10 protein-coding genes and 1 other RNA gene are annotated in these 17,996 nt (G+C 42.0%); 3 read left to right on the plus strand and 8 right to left on the minus strand.

The genetic code is table 11. The annotated features are described in order from the left end of the window. The first annotated feature begins 235 nt into the window (after positions 1 to 235). Together F542_RS00850 and ssrA are read left to right on the plus strand one after the other, a co-directional pair. Positions 236 to 8,452, plus strand: coding sequence for a YadA-like family protein (locus F542_RS00850; protein WP_025266700.1), 8,217 nt, complete (start codon positions 236 to 238; stop codon positions 8,450 to 8,452). A 161-nt stretch (positions 8,453 to 8,613) separates the two neighbouring features. Continuing rightward, positions 8,614 to 8,978, plus strand: a transfer-messenger RNA (tmRNA) gene (gene ssrA / locus F542_RS10850). A 174-nt stretch (positions 8,979 to 9,152) separates the two neighbouring features. Here the strand turns inward: ssrA and F542_RS00855 are convergent. From F542_RS00855 to F542_RS00875, 6 genes are all read right to left on the minus strand, one after another. Continuing rightward, complete coding sequence (locus tag F542_RS00855) at positions 9,153 to 9,782, minus strand: FKBP-type peptidyl-prolyl cis-trans isomerase (RefSeq protein ID WP_025266701.1); 630 nt, start codon at positions 9,780 to 9,782, stop codon at positions 9,153 to 9,155. An 11-nt stretch (positions 9,783 to 9,793) separates the two neighbouring features. After that, a complete protein-coding gene (locus F542_RS00860; protein ID WP_015433489.1) occupies positions 9,794 to 10,540 on the minus strand; it encodes a GIY-YIG nuclease family protein in 747 nt (248 codons plus the stop codon). An 875-nt stretch (positions 10,541 to 11,415) separates the two neighbouring features. Beyond that, positions 11,416 to 12,276 carry an FRG domain-containing protein gene (locus F542_RS00865; RefSeq protein WP_015433486.1) on the minus strand — a complete coding sequence of 287 codons (861 nt, stop codon included), beginning with the start codon at positions 12,274 to 12,276 and terminating at the stop codon, positions 11,416 to 11,418. After that, positions 12,269 to 13,621, minus strand: a complete 1,353-nt coding sequence (locus F542_RS00870; protein ID WP_015433485.1) for an Eco57I restriction-modification methylase domain-containing protein — start codon at positions 13,619 to 13,621, stop codon at positions 12,269 to 12,271. Before F542_RS00870 ends, F542_RS00865 begins: the two co-directional genes overlap by 8 nt. Then, positions 13,591 to 13,794, minus strand: a complete 204-nt coding sequence (locus tag F542_RS11090) for a hypothetical protein (RefSeq protein ID WP_015433484.1) — start codon at positions 13,792 to 13,794, stop codon at positions 13,591 to 13,593. Before F542_RS11090 ends, F542_RS00870 begins: the two co-directional genes overlap by 31 nt. Further along, a complete protein-coding gene (locus tag F542_RS00875) occupies positions 13,787 to 14,341 on the minus strand; it encodes a DNA methyltransferase (RefSeq protein ID WP_025266702.1) in 555 nt (184 codons plus the stop codon). Before F542_RS00875 ends, F542_RS11090 begins: the two co-directional genes overlap by 8 nt. Before the next feature lie 295 nt (positions 14,342 to 14,636). Here F542_RS00875 and menB point away from each other — a divergent pair, with 295 nt between their 5' ends. Continuing rightward, complete coding sequence (gene menB / locus F542_RS00880) at positions 14,637 to 15,494, plus strand: 1,4-dihydroxy-2-naphthoyl-CoA synthase (protein WP_015433482.1); 858 nt, start codon at positions 14,637 to 14,639, stop codon at positions 15,492 to 15,494. A gap of 43 nt (positions 15,495 to 15,537) precedes the next feature. Here the strand turns inward: menB and glnA are convergent, their stop codons facing one another. Together glnA and cpdA are read right to left on the minus strand one after the other, a co-directional pair. Then, a complete protein-coding gene (glnA, locus tag F542_RS00885) occupies positions 15,538 to 16,965 on the minus strand; it encodes a type I glutamate--ammonia ligase (RefSeq protein ID WP_025266703.1) in 1,428 nt (475 codons plus the stop codon). A gap of 167 nt (positions 16,966 to 17,132) precedes the next feature. Beyond that, positions 17,133 to 17,960: a 3',5'-cyclic-AMP phosphodiesterase gene (cpdA, locus tag F542_RS00890; protein WP_015433480.1), complete on the minus strand. Its 828-nt coding sequence runs from the start codon at positions 17,958 to 17,960 to the stop codon at positions 17,133 to 17,135. Between the last annotated feature and the right edge of the window lie 36 nt (positions 17,961 to 17,996).

The raw sequence follows: 17,996 nt of genomic DNA on the forward strand, positions 1-17,996 counted from the left end.
TCCGCTTAATACACTTTAAAAACACAATGGCACAGCGAAGACGCTTGTGCCATTTTTTTGTATAAAAATCAGGAACAAGTGTTAGCTGATTGTAAATAAAGTAAATAAAAGCAAAGTGATTAGTGATTATTTTTGAGCAAATTACAATAACCTTGTGGGGAAATGGTGAGTATTTCCTAGTTGTTAGCAACACTTTTTTTGTTGCTAGGTATTTTACAAACCAAAGGGTTAAATTATGAATAAGGTATTTAAGGTTGTTTGGAATGCTGCAACTCAAACTTGGGTCGCGGTTTCCGAGCTTCAACGTGTAAAAGGCAAAACGAAATCTAAATCGTTAGCGAATCCCGTATTAATGGCAATTAGTGCTGTTGGCGTGGGGGCAACAATGATTGGTGGGGTGAGTGCAGCCGTTCATGTCAATGATACAGCTTCAAATTATGTATTGGCTGCTGATGGAACGGGTAGCAGTATTCCTGCATATATTATCCAAGGAGTGAATGTAACAGGGACAGTTCCACCAAACTATGGTCATCTTACAGTTTATGGTACAGACATTAGCTTAGGTAGCCAATTTACTCCTGCTTGGAGTGCCCTCGTAGGAAATAATATTTCAGCTACTGGCGCAGATAAAATTCTCTACGGTAATAATATTAGCTCAGACAGTTTTGCTCAGTCTCCAGCTGTTGCTATTGGTAGAAATCTTACTTTAACTGGTGCTGCGGCAATGAGTGATGACCAAACGGGCTACAATAGTGCTGGAGAATCAGTTTTAATTGGTCATGATTTAAGTGGTCGCGCGAATAATGTATTGGTGGGTACTAATTTAACCACTACAGAAGCCACAACGGTTGTTGTGGGTATTCTTTCTGAAACCCAAGGTGCGAGAACGACAGCATTTGGTTATGTTGCTAAAGCTTTAGGTGCTGGGGCTACTGCACTTGGTACTTCGGTAACAGCAGCGAGTCAAGGGGATGTAGCTATTGGCGATAATTCAAATACTACTGGTAGTGGTTATGGAAAAGTTGCAATTGGTTATGCAACGACAGCATCTGGTCAAGAGAGTACGGCGGTTGGTCGTTTAGCTAATGCAACAGCAACTTATGCTACTGCATTAGGGAGTTACTCTTGTGCTACAGCTGTGCAATCCGTTGCGATTGGTACGGTGGCTAGAGCAAATGGTGAAAATGGTGCAGCGTTAGGGGCTTATAATACTGTAAATGCAGATCGTGGTACTGCAGTAGGAAGTAACAATCAGATAAGTACAGGTAGTAATCGTTCAACATCCGTAGGTACTCAGAATAATATTTACAATTGGTCTCCGAACTCTACTGCTGTGGGTAATAGTTTAAATATTTTTGGTGAAAGCAATACATTATTGGGTTCAAATGCTTCTGCAATGTATGTATCCAATTCAGTTGGGATTGGTACGAATATTAATGCAGGTAGTAGTTCTGTTATTGCTATGGGGCATAATACCAATGCTACAGGAAGCCAGTCTATTGCAATCGGTTGTTCTACTACAGCAAGTGGGATCAATTCGATAGCTTTTGGTTCTGATGCAAATGCAATAGAAATGGGTAGTGTAGCCATTGCTGCGCATGCGACTGCAACAGGGCGTGAAACTATTGCGATTGGTCTTGGTGCAAATGCGACACATACAACAAATTTGGCTGATATAGAAGGTGGTTTCGTTGCAGATGCTACAGGTGATGAGCAGGGTGATTTAGTTCCTTCTATTGCAATTGGTGCACATTCAAATGCAACATCGTCTAATGCCATCGCGATTGGCACTAATTCGAATGCCACAGGTAACCGTGCTATTGGTTTAGGTGCGGGTACTAACGCCACGGGGAATCGTTCTATTGCATTAGGTTGGTTAACTGTGACGGAAGGGAATCGTAGTAGTGCGGTAGGTGCTAGTGCTAGCGTAACGGGCGACTATGCTAGCGCAGTGGGAACTGGCGCAACAGTTAGTGGAACAAGCGCAGGAGCATTTGGTGCATATTCTAATGTAATGGGTAATAACACCTATGTACTAGGCTCGAATATTAGTGTAGCAACAGAAGGTTCTGTCGTGTTGGGGAATAATTCTGCTGCATCTACGGCAACAAATGTGACTACTGCAACGGTTAATGGGGTTACTTATACAGGTTTCGCGGGTAATGCGAATATTGCTGCAGGTGACTATGTTAGTATTGGTGCCGCTGGTGAAGAACGCCAAATTAAAAATGTTGCACCAGGCGATATTTCTGCCAATTCAACTGATGCTATTAATGGCTCACAGCTCTATTTAGTGGCAGCAGAAGCGGCAAGACATTCTGTTGTTGCAGCTGGTGCGAATATAAGCAGTGTAACAACTAGCACAGCAACAAATGGCGCAACAGTTTATACCGTAAATGCGATTGACACTAACACTCAAGCCAGCGTTTCTTCCGATGATGGTTCAGTAACCATTAGCCAAAGTACAAATAGTAATGGTACAACTAACTATGATTTATCGTTTACGGATAATGATACCGTGACGAGCGTAAGCTATGGTCGTACTTACAATACTTCAAGTGCAGCAAATGCACCAATCAATGTGACCACTTCAGTTATTGATGGCGTAACCAACTATGCTGTAAATGTGCTAACGACACCATTGATTATTTCACAATCAGGTGCGACATCTGTTTCGACTAGTCGTAATAACCAGTTAATGAATGCGAGCCAAATTTCAGCAGCAATCAACAATTCTGGTTTCCAAGTTTCAACCGGTACTGCGGATTTTATGGGCGGTAGTGGTACACAAGAAGGAGCTTCTTACCAAACTTTGGTAACCCCAGGGGATCAATTGATCTTTAATGCGGGGAATAATTTGGTGATTAGCCAATCAGCAGATCGCCGTGTTACTTATGGCTTAAATCCAGATCTTCAGATTAACAGCATTACCATAGACCCAAATATTTCATCGCAAGATGCAGGTATTAATATGGGTGATACCAAGATTTCTAATCTTGCCAATGGTACTAATGCAAGTGATGCAGTAAATTTAAGCCAATTAAATGCAAGTAAAACCTTTGTTCAAAAAGGCAACCACACCAGTGTTAGCAGTACGACCAATACAGACGGCTCAACTAACTATATTGTGAATGCTGATAATATCATCGTAACTTCAGCAGATAGCTCCGTCACTGTGACACCAACTTCAACTACTAATGCAGATGGTACGCTAACCTATACTTATGATTTAGCGGTAGGTGCGGTAGAAATAGATAATTATTTCCATGTAAATAACGGTTCTAATAGTGGTGGCGATAGCGCAACTAACTTGGGTGGTGTTGGCGTGAGCGCTGGCGCAACGGCATTGAATTCTCTTGCTGCTGGGATTAATACTGTTGCAACTGCTTATGCTGCAACAGCGATGGGGTATGCAGCAACAGCAAGTAATAATAACACAGTGGCTATTGGTAGCTTGGCAACGGCTAGCGCTGCAGAGGCAACCACTGTCGGTTATAACTCAACAGCCTCTGGCCAAAATGCCTCTGCATTTGGTTCTGATACAACAGCCTCAGGAGTGAGCTCATTAGCGGTAGGTACGGGTTCAACAGCAAGTGCGGATAGCGCGGTTGCAATTGGTAATGATGCTAATGCTATTGCACAGAGTGCAGTAGCGATTGGGGAAAGTGCAAATGCGACAGGCAATTATTCAACAGCTGTTGGTGATTCATCAACTGCAAGTGGTTTACGTTCTGCTGCATTTGGGATCGATGCAAATGCAACAGCGGAGTCAGCATTAGCTGCGGGTGATTCTGCAATTTCTAGTGGTTATCGCTCAAATGCGGTAGGCTTTAATGCACAGGCTACGGCGGCAGAAGCGAATGCATTTGGTTCAAATGCAACCGCAACAGCTAATAGCTCCGTTGCATTAGGTACAAGTGCTACGGCAACGGCTGTCAATGCAGTAGCAGTGGGTGATTCAGCAGCTGCAAGTATTGATGGTTCTGTTGCTCTTGGTAACAATTCAACCACTTCTAATGCTGTGCCAACTTCTTCGGCGACAGTAAATGGTATTAGTTATAGTGGTTTTGCAGGCAGTTCCCCAGTTAGTGTTGTGAGTGTGGGATCAGTTGGAGCAGAACGCCAAATTCAAAATGTAGCAGCAGGGCAAGTCTCAGCAGATTCAACGGATGCGATTAACGGTTCGCAACTGTATTTAGTGGCGGAAGAAGCTACGAAGAAATCCATTGTGGCAGCGGGTGAGAATATCAGTAGCGTAACTACCTCAACCTTAACCAATGGTTCTGTGGTTTATACCGTAAACGCAATTGATACCAATACGCAAGCCAGTGTGACATCAACGGATGGAACAGTGCTTGTGAGTGCTAGCACCAATGCAAATGGCACTACAAATTATGATTTAAGTGTTGATATTCCAACTTTTGAAAATGGCACTGAAACAACAATTAGTACGAATGAAAATGGTAGCCTGGTTATTAATGTAAACACAGGTTCTCTAAACAATAATGCAAATGGTTCAGTTGTTGCGGATACCACAAACGGTAATATAGCCACTGTTACAGATGTAGCAAATGCAATTAATAATTCTGGCTGGAATACCACTTTAAGTGATGGTTCTTCTGCGCAAATTAACCCAGGAGACACGCTTAATTACGTAAATGGTACGGGTACTACAGCAAATGTAAGTCAGAATGCTGATGGATCATATTCTGTAAGTTATGACGTTAATACAGCAAACACAACGACAGTAACCAATGGTAAAGTTGAAGCACCAACAGATGGGGCGAGTTATGTAAATGCAACGACTTTAGTGGAAACGATTAATAGTGCAGGTTGGAATCTTTTCCAAGAAACAGCTGAAGATGCAAACTTAAAAGATACCGTTACAGCGGGCGATAATGTTGTGTTTGCAAATGGCACTAATACGCAAGTCAATGTTACTAATGAAGGTAATACCACAACGATTAGCTACAGCGTTGAGGGAGACTTAACCAATATCACATCAATTACCAACAATAATGGCAGTACGAGTATTAGCTTAGGCAACAACACCGTAAACGTAAACAATGCAACGGTTAGCAATGTAGCGAATGGTACAAATGCAACAGATGCGGTGAATTTAGCACAGCTAAATGCAAGTAAAGTCGCGGTAGAAGCCGGTAACCATACCACGATCAGCACAACAACCAATGCTGACGGTTCAACGACCTATACTGTTAATGCAAACCACACAGTAGTGGAAGCAGGCACAAACGTTCAATTAAGCAGTAGCACGGATGGAAATGGCTTAACTACCTATAATGTAAGTGTCGCAGGTGATTTAACCAACATTACATCAATCACGAACAATGCAGGTAACACCATTACAGTGGGTAACGGCACTACAATCACCAATACCAACGGCACAGCGGCGGTAGATCCAAACTCAAATGCGACCGACATTGCGACGATTGGTGACATTGTGAATACGATTAACAATGTAAGCTGGACAGTAGCAGGTAACGGTGCAGACGTTGAGAAGATTACTGCGGGTGAAGTGGTGAACTTTGTAGATGGTAACAACACCGTAGCGGTGGTGACTGCAAATGCAACCACAGGTGGCGCGGATGTGACTTACCATGTTGAGGGTGACTTAACGAACATTACGTCAATCAGCAACAACAATGGCACAACCATCAGCTTAGGCAACAATACTGTTAACGTAAACAATGCAACGATTAGCAACGTAGCAGAAGGTGTGAACGGCACAGATGCGGTGAACGTGAACCAATTGAACAGCTCAATTGCAAGCGTGACCTGGAAGGTAACGGGTAACCACAGCGAAGAGAACGCAACTGTTGTAGGTAATGGCACAGTGAGCTTCAACGACTCAGACACGATTACAGCGAATGTTGATGGCATGAACATCAGCTTTGATGTGAAAGCGGGTGAGTTAAGTAGCAATGCGAATGGAACAGTAAGCTTCAGTAGCTCAAACGGCTCAGTAGCGACCGTAGACCAAGTAGCAGATGCGATTAACAACTCAGGCTGGCAAACCACATTAAGCAATGGTAATACGACCGTAATCAATCCAGGCAATGTAGTAAACTACAGCAACGGAACAAACACGGTTGCGAACGTGACGCAAGACGAGAACGGTACAATCAGCGTGAGCTATGATGTGGCAGGTGATTTAACCAACATTACATCAATCACGAACAATGCAGGCAACACCATCACAGTAGGTAACGGTACTACAATCACCAATACCAACGGTACTGCGGCGGTAGACCCGAATTCAAATGCGACCGACATTGCGACGATTGGTGACATTGTGAATACGATTAACAATGTAAGCTGGACAGTAGCCGGTAATGGTGCAGATGTTGAGAAGATTACTGCGGGCGAAGTGGTGAACTTTGTAGATGGTAACAACACCGTAGCGGTGGTGACTGCAAATGCAACCACCGGTGGTGCGGATGTGGCTTACCACGTTGAGGGTGACTTAACGAACATTACGTCAATCAGCAACAACGAAGGCACAACCATTAGCTTAGGCAACAATACTGTTAACGTAAACAACGCAACGGTTAGCAATGTAGCGAATGGTACAAATGCAACAGATGCAGTGAATTTAGCACAACTAAATGCAAGCAAAGCTTACGTGAAAGCGGGTAACTTCACGACAGTTACTTCAACCAGCGATGCAAATGGCACGACTTACATTGTGAACGCAGAGAAAACTGTAGTCGCTGAGGGTGATAATGTAAATATCACCACAACAACGACAGCGGAAGGCTTAACAACCTATACTGTAAATGTTGCGGGTGAGTTAAATAACATCACAACCATCAGTAACGCTAACACGACATTAACTGTGGGTAACGGAGAAACCACGGTAGAAAATGGTAAGGCGCAAGTTGCAAGCAATTCAAATGCAACGGATATTGCAACCGTTGGCGATATTGTTAATACGCTTAACAATATAAGCTGGGGGGTAGCATCAACTAACGTAACGGGTACTAACGGTGAAACCACTTATGTGGCGAATGACAATTCAAGCATTAGTGCAGGCGATACTGTGAACATTAACGCAGGTCAAAACATTAAGATCAGCGGTTCAGGTGATACGTTTGAAATCCATACCACGGATAATGTAACCTTTGTGAACACGAATGTAACAGGCGACCTTAATGTGGGTGGTAATACAACCGTGAATAACTTCGCTGTTGCACCAAACTCAACGGTTGATATGGGTGGAAACCGAATCACGAATGTAGGCGCCGGTTCAAATGCAACAGACGCAGTGAATGTCAGCCAATTAAACAGCACGATTGCAGGCGTTCAATGGAAATTGACAGGTAACAACGACAATGCAAATGCAACGACCGTAGGCAGCCAAACCGTCAGCTTCAACGATAGCGCTAGCGTGAAAGCCAATGTGGATGGCGTGAATGTCAGCTTTGCGGTGAAAAGTGGTGATATTTCACCAGTGGCAGATGGTTCAGTATTTGCAGATAGCACAAACGGCAGCGTAGCAACAGTAGGTGATGTGGCAAATGCCATTAACAATGCAGGCTGGAAAACAACATTAAGTGATGGCAACACAACCTTGATTACCCCAAGTGATGTGGTGAACTTCAACAATGGCGTGGGTACAACAGCGAATGTTGTCACAAATGCTAATGGTGGGATTGATGTCAGCTTCAATGTGAACAAAACAGCATTAACCGTGTCCGATGGTAACATTGCTAACCCAGACGGTTCAAACGTAAATAGTGGTGCAGTGGTTAGCCCAGATACGAATAATGCAAATCACTTTGTGACTGCAGGCGATTTGGCTAACACCTTGAACTCAATTGGCTGGAATGTTAATTCAACAGCGGTTGAAGGTTCAACGGGCAAAGTCACAGAAGATAGCGATAGCACAGCAACGAAAGTCAGCGCGGGTAATACTGTAAATATCAATGCGGGTAACAACATTGAAATCACCCGTAACGGTGCAAATGTTGCAATTGCCACCTCAATGACCCCAACCTTCAACACAGTTCAAGTGGGTGGTTCTACTGGCCCTGTGATTGGTGCAAGCGAAGATGGTAACGTGAGAATTGCGAAAGCAGATGGCTCTGCTGCACGTATCACAAACGTGGCACCAGGTGTTGATGGCACTGATGCAGTGAATGTAGATCAATTAAAAGCGGGTCTAGGCAATGTTCATAACCACATTGGTAAAGTAGACAGAAACCTCCGTGCAGGTATCGCCGGTGCCAATGCAGCAGCAGGCTTACCACAGGTTTATATCCCGGGTAAATCGATGGTAGCCGCCGCAGCAGGTACCTTCAAAGGTCAAAGTGCAGTTGCCGTGGGTTACTCACGAGCAAGCGACAACGGTAAAGTTATCTTGAAACTACAAGGTAATGCGAATACCCGTGGAGACTTTGGTGGTTCTGTTGGTGTAGGTTATCAATGGTAATCACACCAAAAGAAGATAAATAAGCGAAAACGGAGAGCCTTGGCTCTCCGTTTTTTATGGGCGGTATAATCGATATTCATGCCAGTATGGCTGTACAAGCGGTCTAAAAATGAAAAAATTTTGCAAAATAGGGTTATTTATCATAGAATTGTCCTGATTTTGGGGCTGATTCTGGATTCGACGGGATTAGCGAAGTCCAAGGTGCACGTCGAGGTGCGGTAGGCCTCGTAAACAAACCGCAAAATAATAGTCGCAAACGACGAACAATACGCTTTAGCAGCTTAATAACCTGCCTTAAAGCCTTACCGCCCCAGCTTCCGCTCGTAAGACGGGGAGTTCGGTAAGTCACCCAAAACGAGATCGTGTGGAAGCCGCCGTTTGAGGATCGAAGCATTAAATGGAATCAAACTAGCCTAAATTTAGCCTGTTTGTCGGCGTGTTTAGGTGAAATGAAAGACAAACTAAACGTGTAGTGCTGAAGATGGAGTAATTTCGGACGCGGGTTCAACTCCCGCCAGCTCCACCAAATTCTAATCCGAACAAGTCCGATAGAGACCGATAAAGCCTTGAATTTCAATAGTTCAAGGCTTTTTTGTTGTTCGCTTAGCATTCAAAAAGAGAAAGTTGTATCACTGAAATAGAGATGATACTAAGATGGCAAAACGCGAGAGATTGTAAATACTCTCGCGTCTGGGAAGGACTATAAAATTTCTAATAATTCTACTTCAAAGATTAATGTGCTGAATGGTGGAATTGATGCCCCAGCACCACGTTCACCGTAAGCAAGGTTGTGTGGAATAGTTAAACGCCATTTCGAGCCAACAGACATCATTTGCAATGCTTCAACCCAACCTGCGATCACGCCTGTTACAGGGAATTCTGCTGGTGTGCCACGTTTTACTGAGCTATCAAATACTGTACCATCAATTAAAGAACCTGTGTAGTGTACACGCACTTTATCGGTTTTCGCAGGTTTTGCTCCAGTGCCTTCAGTTAAGATTTCATACTGTAAACCGCTTTCAGTCACTTGCACGCCTTTGGCTTTTTTATTTTCTTCTAAAAACGCCTTACCTTCTGCTTCTAAGGCTTCAAAAGCTTTGCGTTGCTCTGCTTCTGCTCGTGCAGATAGTTCTTGTAGTGCCTTAGTCACTTCGTTAATGTCTAGCGCAGGTTCATTTTGGTTTAGCACATCTAAAATCCCTTTTACCACCGCATTTGGCTCAACATCTAAGCCGCTACCGATCAACTGCTGACCAATTTGTAAACCTACACCGTAACCGCCTTTGGCTTCTACGCTGTCTAATTTCACTGACTCTAAGTTTAAAGACATAATGTTTCCTTTTATTGAATGAATAACCGCCCCGATATGGAGATGAATTGCGAGATTACAAGGGCAAGCGGGCAATTTTGCAACATTTTCTGCAAAATCTCTGCTACATTTTCGGTATCTTTGGCGATAAATTGCCAGCCTTGAAAATCAATATGGTTTTGCAGATCTTCTTGCCACGCATCTTGCACCGCTGGTTTAAAAGTCAAAATCAAGATTTTGTTCCAACCCATGGCTTTTGCCAGTTGATAGCTGGCAAAGGTTTTACCAAAACGCATTTTTGCATTCCATAAAAAGTGCAGCGTTTTACCTTTATTTAACGGATCGCGGTTAAAGCTCTCAAAATAAGCACGGGTTTTTGCCACCGCTTCTGCCTGTTCAGGACGCATACCGAACGACTGCGTGCGTTTTTCGCTGTTTTTCACCCCGCTTTTCACTTCCAACAACGCCGCCCGTACATCGTTTAAACTACATTTAAACCATTCACCATTAACTTGCTCCACACCGTGCTTTTTCAGCACCCGATGCACATCGTGATCGGAAAACAGCGAGCCATTATCCCGAATTGCCGTCTCATCTAATTCCACTTTCCACGTCTGTTCCGGCGTTTTAGTCGGATAATGCTCACGCATACGCTCCTCCACCGTGCGAGAGGTAAAACCGATTTTCAAACAATTCGGAAACGCACGGTCGGAATAGGCATAGATTTTCGGTTGATGAAGTGGATTTAATAAATTATTTTGGGGTTGTTGGTCGGTCATAAAAAAGTCCTGTTGATTTAATTAAAATTGTAGGGACGCCACGCTTGGTGTCCATAAACAATGTTCATAAATGGACACGAAGCGTCGTGTCCCTACAAATTCATCGGGTTTGGTAAAATTTTTGAGGGAAATTACCGCTTGCAAAATCTCCCCTCTTATCCCCTCTTTTTCAAAGAGGGGACGATCATTCATTTCTTTATAAATGCACAGAGCATTATTCACGCTTTGTATAAACTCCCCTCTTTGAAAAAGAGGGGCAGGGGGAGATTTAATTGTGGCGAAGCCACAAGAATGATCGTGGTTTATAAAATGATTACCTATCTACAATCACGTCCTATAATCCGACAGCGCCTATGGCGTAATCGGTTACCATTGTTGGGCGGTATTAGCGCCCGATTTCTCTGAGCTATTGCCTTTTTGTTTTACATATCCCCAGCAGCAACTCGGCTGAATATGAATAACCGATTACGCCGTAGGCGTTGTCGGAATGTTGCAAGGTTTTGCGGTCGCAAGCGTTGCGACCCTACATTCATTCGCTGAATTAACCTTAATAAGGACGTATGACATACGCCCCTACATACGTTCTACGAATTAACATCAAATATAAATTAATGCTCATTTGTAGGGGCGTGCGTCGTACGCCCATTTGCAAATTTTTGTAGGGAAATTACCGCTTGCAAAATCTCCCCTCTTATCCCCTCTTTTTCAAAGAGGGGACGATCATTCATTTCTTTATAAATGCATAGAGCATTATTCACGCTTTGTATAAACTCCCCTCTTTGAAAAAGAGGGGCAGGGGGAGATTTAATTGTGGCGAAGCCACAAGAATAATTGTGAATTTGCAAAATTTTTTCGGAAAATTACCGTTTGTAAAATCACTTTGAACGCTGAATTAGTAGTTCAGTTAATTCATTATTTACAGATTTAACCACGCCTAATAAGTCAGGATACATAGAGCTGTAATTTATTCCTATGTGGTTTAAGTAATTAAGAATTTCAGTTCTTAATTCATTTTTTATATAAATTTTGAAAGCAAATTGATGTTTTTCATTTTTGATTTTATCAAAATGTTCAATCGCTTTTCTTATATAGTTACGAATAGTGTATTCACTTAAATAACCTTTCTGAGCAGTGATTCTTCCGTAATAATCTGTCTTGGGTGTGAACCAAAATCTTTCCATTATTCCGTGATATTCAGGAAAATAATTAGCATTTACCATAAATAATGCAGAATATTCTGAAGTTTCCTTAGGTTTTTTAGGTTCGGAATTTGCCATAAATAAAGCAACATAAATTGATTTACTCCAATCTAAATAAGGTGTTTTCAGATCGTAGAGTCTACCAATTGCCCAAAGTTCTCTTTCGTGTTCAGTATGAGTAATTTTAAGTAATGATTGATCTATTAAATTGCCACGCAGTTTTTTAAAGAAACTGGAAAAAATCTTTACCTTTGCGTCATCAATTGATATTTTCCCATCAATTTCTCTCTCCAATGTGCTTACTAAAAGCCAATCGGAATTGGATTGCCCACGATAGAAAAACTCTTCTCCTGCTGTTTCTAAGTTATAAACTTTTTCAAAGAAAGAGAATAATTGCTCTGGCTTATCAATTTTGATACAAGAAAATGGTACAAAACGTTCATCTGCACAAATTTCCTTCTGAAAATCTTGGTCAAAAAGATCTTTTTTAATATCAAAAGTTTTTAGACTTGAATAATTGTGAATGGGGTTACTCATCTTCCAACTCCATAGGTCTTACCATTTTTTCAATAAAAGCAATTTCATCATTGCTTAATCCATATTTTTGATACAGTTCTTCATCTGTCCACGGTTTTGAGAAGTCTTGCATAGGTACAAATTCGTAAACTCCTCTCATTGCATCTTGTGTATTTTTTTTCATTAAAACCATAAATCTAAAAAATTTAGTTTTAATATAACTAATGGCATTTTTACATTCTTCTTTATTTGAAAATGCTCCAATAGCTAAATAAGTTTGAGTACAACAAGTATTGGGTTCTCCTATGAATGGTTTATTTAGAATTTGATGTGGAAATCCTTCTCCAGTTCCATAAGATTTTGTGATGTATATTTTGTATTCATTTACTAAGTTAAAATTTTTAGTGATTTGGCTTTGGTAAATATATCCTTTCCCACCATTTAAATAGACTTCAACGCAACCATTGAACGACTGTTTTTTATAGTTTTTTAAAGAGCTTAAAAGTCCGAAAGGCGTTTGCACACTTACAAGAGAACCGAAAGATAGTTCATTATGTTTTCTTACTTTATGAAAAATAGGGATCATCTCATTCATTTTAATGAAAACATCACTACCATTTTCTTTTAATGGGCGTTTCATTTCAGATGATAACTCTCCATTTAAATAAGTTCTAATTAGGCAATCTCCATTGTAAGATTTATCCCATAAAAAATAATTTACTCCTCCCTTAATTTCTACGCCAGGAAAACAATCTGCTGCATTTGGAAAGTCGTGAATTTCTCTTAATCTACGATCATTTAACATTTCATCACGAAAATCATCTAAACCTCTCCCACCGGAAAACCAACGAGATGGTGTGATCATGACTAAGTAATCAGGGTTTAGTTTTTTCGCTTGTTGAATGAATTTATGGTAGATCGCAATTGCAAAATCTTTCTTCTCTATACCAACATTTAACTGATACGGCGGATTGCCGATAATCACATCAAATTTCATTGTTTCTAATCCTAATTCTTTTCTTGCTTGTTGATGAATAAACGCATAGGCGTGGTTTTCTTGATGATCAAAACGGTCGTACACCGCTTGTGCTGCTCCGCATTCGCTACATTTTCCGTTTTCCCATTTATGTTCTGCTTTGGGCTTGAAAATGTTCCCCTCTTCCGTCTCAAACACAGTACAAATGGAATACTCGCTATTGGCTTTTTTCGCACAATAAAGGCTACGGCGTGAGAGTAGGGCGGTGAGTTCGGTAATTGCAATGCCGTAGAGCTGTTGGCTGAAAATATGGTTGAGCCGTGTTTGCAGATCGGGGATTTGTGTTTCTAAGCCTTTGATCAACCGCTTGGCGATCTCACGCAGGAACACGCCCGATTTACAGGATCTAAAAACTTAGCATTCGGATCGCTCCATAGCCGTTCAGGCAATCTGTCTAACATTTGATTGACGACATCGGCTGGGGTGAATACTTCATCATTTGATAAATTTGCCAAACAGCTTAAAACATCAGGGTTGTAGTTGAGTTTTGCTAAATCAGTCATTGCCTAGCTCCAAAAAGTGAATACGTGGATAAGAACGGTGGGCTTGGGGAATAAAGGCTTCTTCGCCATCATCAGAGAAAAGTGGCAAATCGCTGAGGTTATGTACTAAGTCGTGATAGATAAAATCGTGGCGTTGAATAAAATTACCATTGGAAATTTTCCATTCGGTAAAACAGAGTGGGCGACCATCGTTGGTTTGCATTGAAAGGACATCACCGCAGACAATGTTTTTACTCAGAATATGTTCAACTGCGCTTAGGCCTTTCTGTTGAAAAGTATTCGGAAAAAGGGTTTGGTAGTGTTCGCTGAAAATCGTTAGCAGGTGGTTACGGCATTCGCTTACGTTATCGGCAAGCAGTTCAATACCGTAAAGACTTGCCACCGCAAGCACAGCATTGCGTTCGTAATCGAGCTGGATTTTTTTGTATTTTTCGGCAATGGTGAGCTTACGATGTAAGATCTCAGCAAGGAAATTCCCTGAACCGCAAGCAGGCTCTAAAAAGGTCGCATCAATGCGTTCGGTTTGGGCTTTGACTAAATCCAGCATGGCATTAACTTCACGCTCGTTGGTGAAGACTTTGCCGTGATCGGCAACCCGTTGTTTGGATTTAACTTGTTTTTGGGGTGAAGAAATTTCCCCAAGGGCTTGATTGGGGGAAGAGGTTAAACTAGGCTTTGCTTGCTAAAAGTGTATTAGTCATTGGTTATCCTGTGAAGAAAATAATCGTTGATTATAAGTTTTGTTGTGGTTTTTGCAAGCGGCTGGATTTACGGATTTTTTTGCAAAATTTCGTTATAATTCGACCGCTTATCTTTAATTAAAATACTAGAAGGAATTTGAAATGCGAAATCCAAACGATGATGCGTTATACGCCCCGATTGAGTGGGTGGATCATAGCGAAGGTTACACCGATATTTTGTACCATAAATCCGCTGATGGTATTGCCAAAATCACCATTAACCGCCCAGAAGTACGTAATGCGTTTCGTCCACAAACAGTAAAAGAGATGATCAATGCGTTTTCTGATGCACGTTTTGATGAAAAAATTGGCGTGATTGTTTTAACCGGCCAAGGCGAAAAAGCGTTCTGTTCAGGCGGCGATCAGAAAATTCGTGGTGATTACGGTGGCTATAAAGATGAAAATGGCGTACATCATTTAAATGTGTTGGACTTCCAACGTGATATTCGCACTTGTCCAAAACCAGTGGTGGCAATGGTAGCAGGTTATGCCATCGGTGGTGGACACGTTCTACATATGCTTTGTGATTTAACCATTGCCGCAGATAATGCGATTTTTGGTCAAACTGGCCCGAAAGTGGGGTCATTTGATGGTGGTTGGGGGGCAAGCTATATGGCTCGCCTTGTTGGGCAGAAAAAAGCCCGTGAAATTTGGTTCTTATGCCGTCAATACAATGCCCAAGAAGCATTAGATATGGGCTTAGTGAACCACGTTGTACCTTATGCGGAATTAGAGCGTGAAACCGTACATTGGTGTCGTGAAATGTTGCGTAATAGCCCAATTGCGTTGCGTTGCTTAAAAGCGGCATTAAATGCAGATTGCGATGGTCAGGCAGGATTACAAGAGTTGGCGGGCAATGCAACGATGTTGTTCTATATGACCGAAGAAGGACAAGAAGGTCGCAATGCGTTCAACGAAAAACGTGCACCAGATTTTAGTAAGTTTAAGCGTAATCCTTAATCTTAAAAATAAACCCCGAGACAAATCGGGGTTTATTTTTCGATTAAGCGTAATACATTTCAAATTCCACAGGGTGTGGGGTGGTATTTAAACGTTCGACTTCTTTACGTTTTACGCCAATATAAGCTTCAATAAAGTCTTTCGCAAATACACCGCCTTTAGTTAAGAATTCAAAATCTTGTTCCAGTGCGTTTAATGCTTCTTCTAATGAGCCGGCTACGGTTGGAATATCTTTTAACTCTTCAGGTGGTAAGTCGTACAAGTTTTTATCCATCGCATCCCCAGGGTGGATTTTATTTAGCACACCGTCAAGACCTGCCATTAATAATGCGGCAAAAGCTAAATAAGGGTTAGCAAGTGGGTCAGGGAAACGTGCTTCTACACGAGTCGCTTTCGGGCTAGTTACCGCAGGAATACGAATAGAGGCCGAACGGTTACTCGCAGAATAGGCGAGTAATACGGGCGCTTCAAATCCCGGCACTAAGCGTTTATATGAGTTAGTGCTTGGGTTGGTAAATGCATTTAATGCTTTGGCATGCTTGATAATACCGCCAATATAATAGAGTGCGGTTTCTGAAAGCCCTGCGTATTTGTCGCCCATAAAGACGTTTTTCCCATCTTTGGAAAGAGACATATTGCAGTGCATACCAGAGCCGTTATCGCCTGTGATTGGTTTTGGCATAAAGCACGCTGTTTTACCGTGTTCTACTGCCACATTTTGTACCACATACTTATAGATCTGGGTTTCGTCCGCTTTTAAGGTGAGTGTATTGAAACGACAAGCGATTTCATTTTGCCCTGCGGTTGCCACTTCGTGGTGATGGGCTTCAATTACTAAGCCTAGCTCTTCCATAATTAAGCACATTTCTGAGCGAATATCATGAGCGGTGTCATTTGGGGCAACGGCACAGTAACCGCCTTTTTTGAGTGGGCGATAGCCATTGTTGCCGCCTTCGTAGCGTTTGTTGGTATTCCACGCTGCTTCAATGTCGTCCACTTCGTAAGAGTTACCATTCATTCCAACACCAAAACGCACATCGTCAAATAGGAAAAATTCTGGTTCAGGCCCGAATAGTACACTGTCTGCGATGCCAGTGGATTTGAGATAGTTTTCCGCACGAATAGCGATGGAACGTGGATCACGATCATAGCTTTGCATTGTGCTTGGTTCGAAGATACTACAGCGGAGAATTAAGGTAGGAATTTGAGAGAAGGGGTCGAGCACAGCGGTTTCGGGGATTGGCATTAAAAGCATATCGGCTTTGTTGATGGTTTTCCAACCTTCGACCGATGAGCCATCGAACATTTTACCGTCTTCAAATAAATCTTCTAAATCATCAGCAATCAATGAAACGGGGAGAGACACGCCGTGTTCTTTACCTTTAATATCGGTAAATTTAAGTAGTACAAATTTGATATCGTTTTCACGAATCAACTTTGCGACATTTGCAATTGCGTTTGTGTTTGCCATAGTAACCTCAAAATGGTGGAAAACAGGCAAGATACTAAATTTCTCTGCATTAGAAAAGAGGGGAGGCAAGAAAATTTTCGGGTAGGTGAGAGTTTTAACTGGCGTTAGTCTTCGCCAGTAAGGGAAAAGAATTGTTGTTTTCACCAATGAATTTGAAGAGACTGCCCTTAGTAACCATTCGATTGAAAATCTGGTAAAAATTCATTTGTTTTTAACCGCTTGATAGTTGTTTCAATTTGTCCGTTAGGCAGCAGAGTGAGTTCCCGCCAGCCTTGGGGCAGGAGATCAAGCGTGAAATGTTGGCAATTTGGCTTAAATTGAATACAAGTTGAAGGGGTAGCAAACACGCGATACCCCTTCCAAATGGTATCTACCTCTTGGTGAATATGTCCGTGAATTAAAGCTTTTACTTGTTTAAATGGAAATAGCACTTCTGCCAATTCCTCGCTATTGCGCAGACTATGTTGATCAAGCCAAGCGCTATGAGTTGGCAAAATATTATGGTGCAATGCGATCAGCGTGTAGCGCTCAGGATAGCGGGCTAACATTTGGGTCAGAAAATCCAGCTGGGTACGATTAAGCTCACCACGGGGTAGGTTTTCAATATGGCTGTCTAGCAAAATGATTTGCCAATGTTGCCCAGCCAAAATATGTTTATGCGGTTGGATTTGCTGGTAAATAGACAATGCTTTGCCCATTTGTGGCTGTGTATCGTGATTCCCCTCAAGCCAAAAAAGAGGTTTCTCCAATGTTTTGACCATTTGTCCGAAACGGTGATACGCCTCACGGTTATGATCTTGCACTAAGTCGCCTGTAGCGAGTACAAGATCATAATCGAAAGACGACTCATTAATTTCATTTAATACCGCTTGAAAACTATCATTCGTATTCACACCGAGCAATTCGCCATGATTGTCGGAAAATAGGTGCGAGTCGGTGATTTGTAACAGGCGGACAGTGTCGGCATCTGTTTGCCATTGATAACTGTCACTCATAATCAGTATCCGAAAAATTAAAAAGAACGAGAAATA

This window comes from Bibersteinia trehalosi USDA-ARS-USMARC-188 (assembly GCF_000521725.1).
Classification (GTDB): domain Bacteria; phylum Pseudomonadota; class Gammaproteobacteria; order Enterobacterales; family Pasteurellaceae; genus Bibersteinia; species Bibersteinia trehalosi.

Bases quoted from the DNA above. Each gene is read 5' to 3' on its own strand.
- menB (WP_015433482.1), top strand. From the start codon at position 14,637: ATGCGAAATCCAAACGATGATGCGTTATACGCCCCGATTGAGTGGGTG.
- F542_RS00865 (WP_015433486.1), bottom strand. From the start codon at position 12,276: ATGAGTAACCCCATTCACAATTATTCAAGTCTAAAAACTTTTGATATT.
- F542_RS00875 (WP_025266702.1), bottom strand. From the start codon at position 14,341: ATGCTGGATTTAGTCAAAGCCCAAACCGAACGCATTGATGCGACCTTT.
- F542_RS00860 (WP_015433489.1), bottom strand. From the start codon at position 10,540: ATGACCGACCAACAACCCCAAAATAATTTATTAAATCCACTTCATCAA.
- F542_RS00850 (WP_025266700.1), top strand. From the start codon at position 236: ATGAATAAGGTATTTAAGGTTGTTTGGAATGCTGCAACTCAAACTTGG.
- cpdA (WP_015433480.1), bottom strand. From the start codon at position 17,960: ATGAGTGACAGTTATCAATGGCAAACAGATGCCGACACTGTCCGCCTG.
- F542_RS00855 (WP_025266701.1), bottom strand. From the start codon at position 9,782: ATGTCTTTAAACTTAGAGTCAGTGAAATTAGACAGCGTAGAAGCCAAA.
- F542_RS11090 (WP_015433484.1), bottom strand. From the start codon at position 13,794: ATGACTGATTTAGCAAAACTCAACTACAACCCTGATGTTTTAAGCTGT.
- glnA (WP_025266703.1), bottom strand. From the start codon at position 16,965: ATGGCAAACACAAACGCAATTGCAAATGTCGCAAAGTTGATTCGTGAA.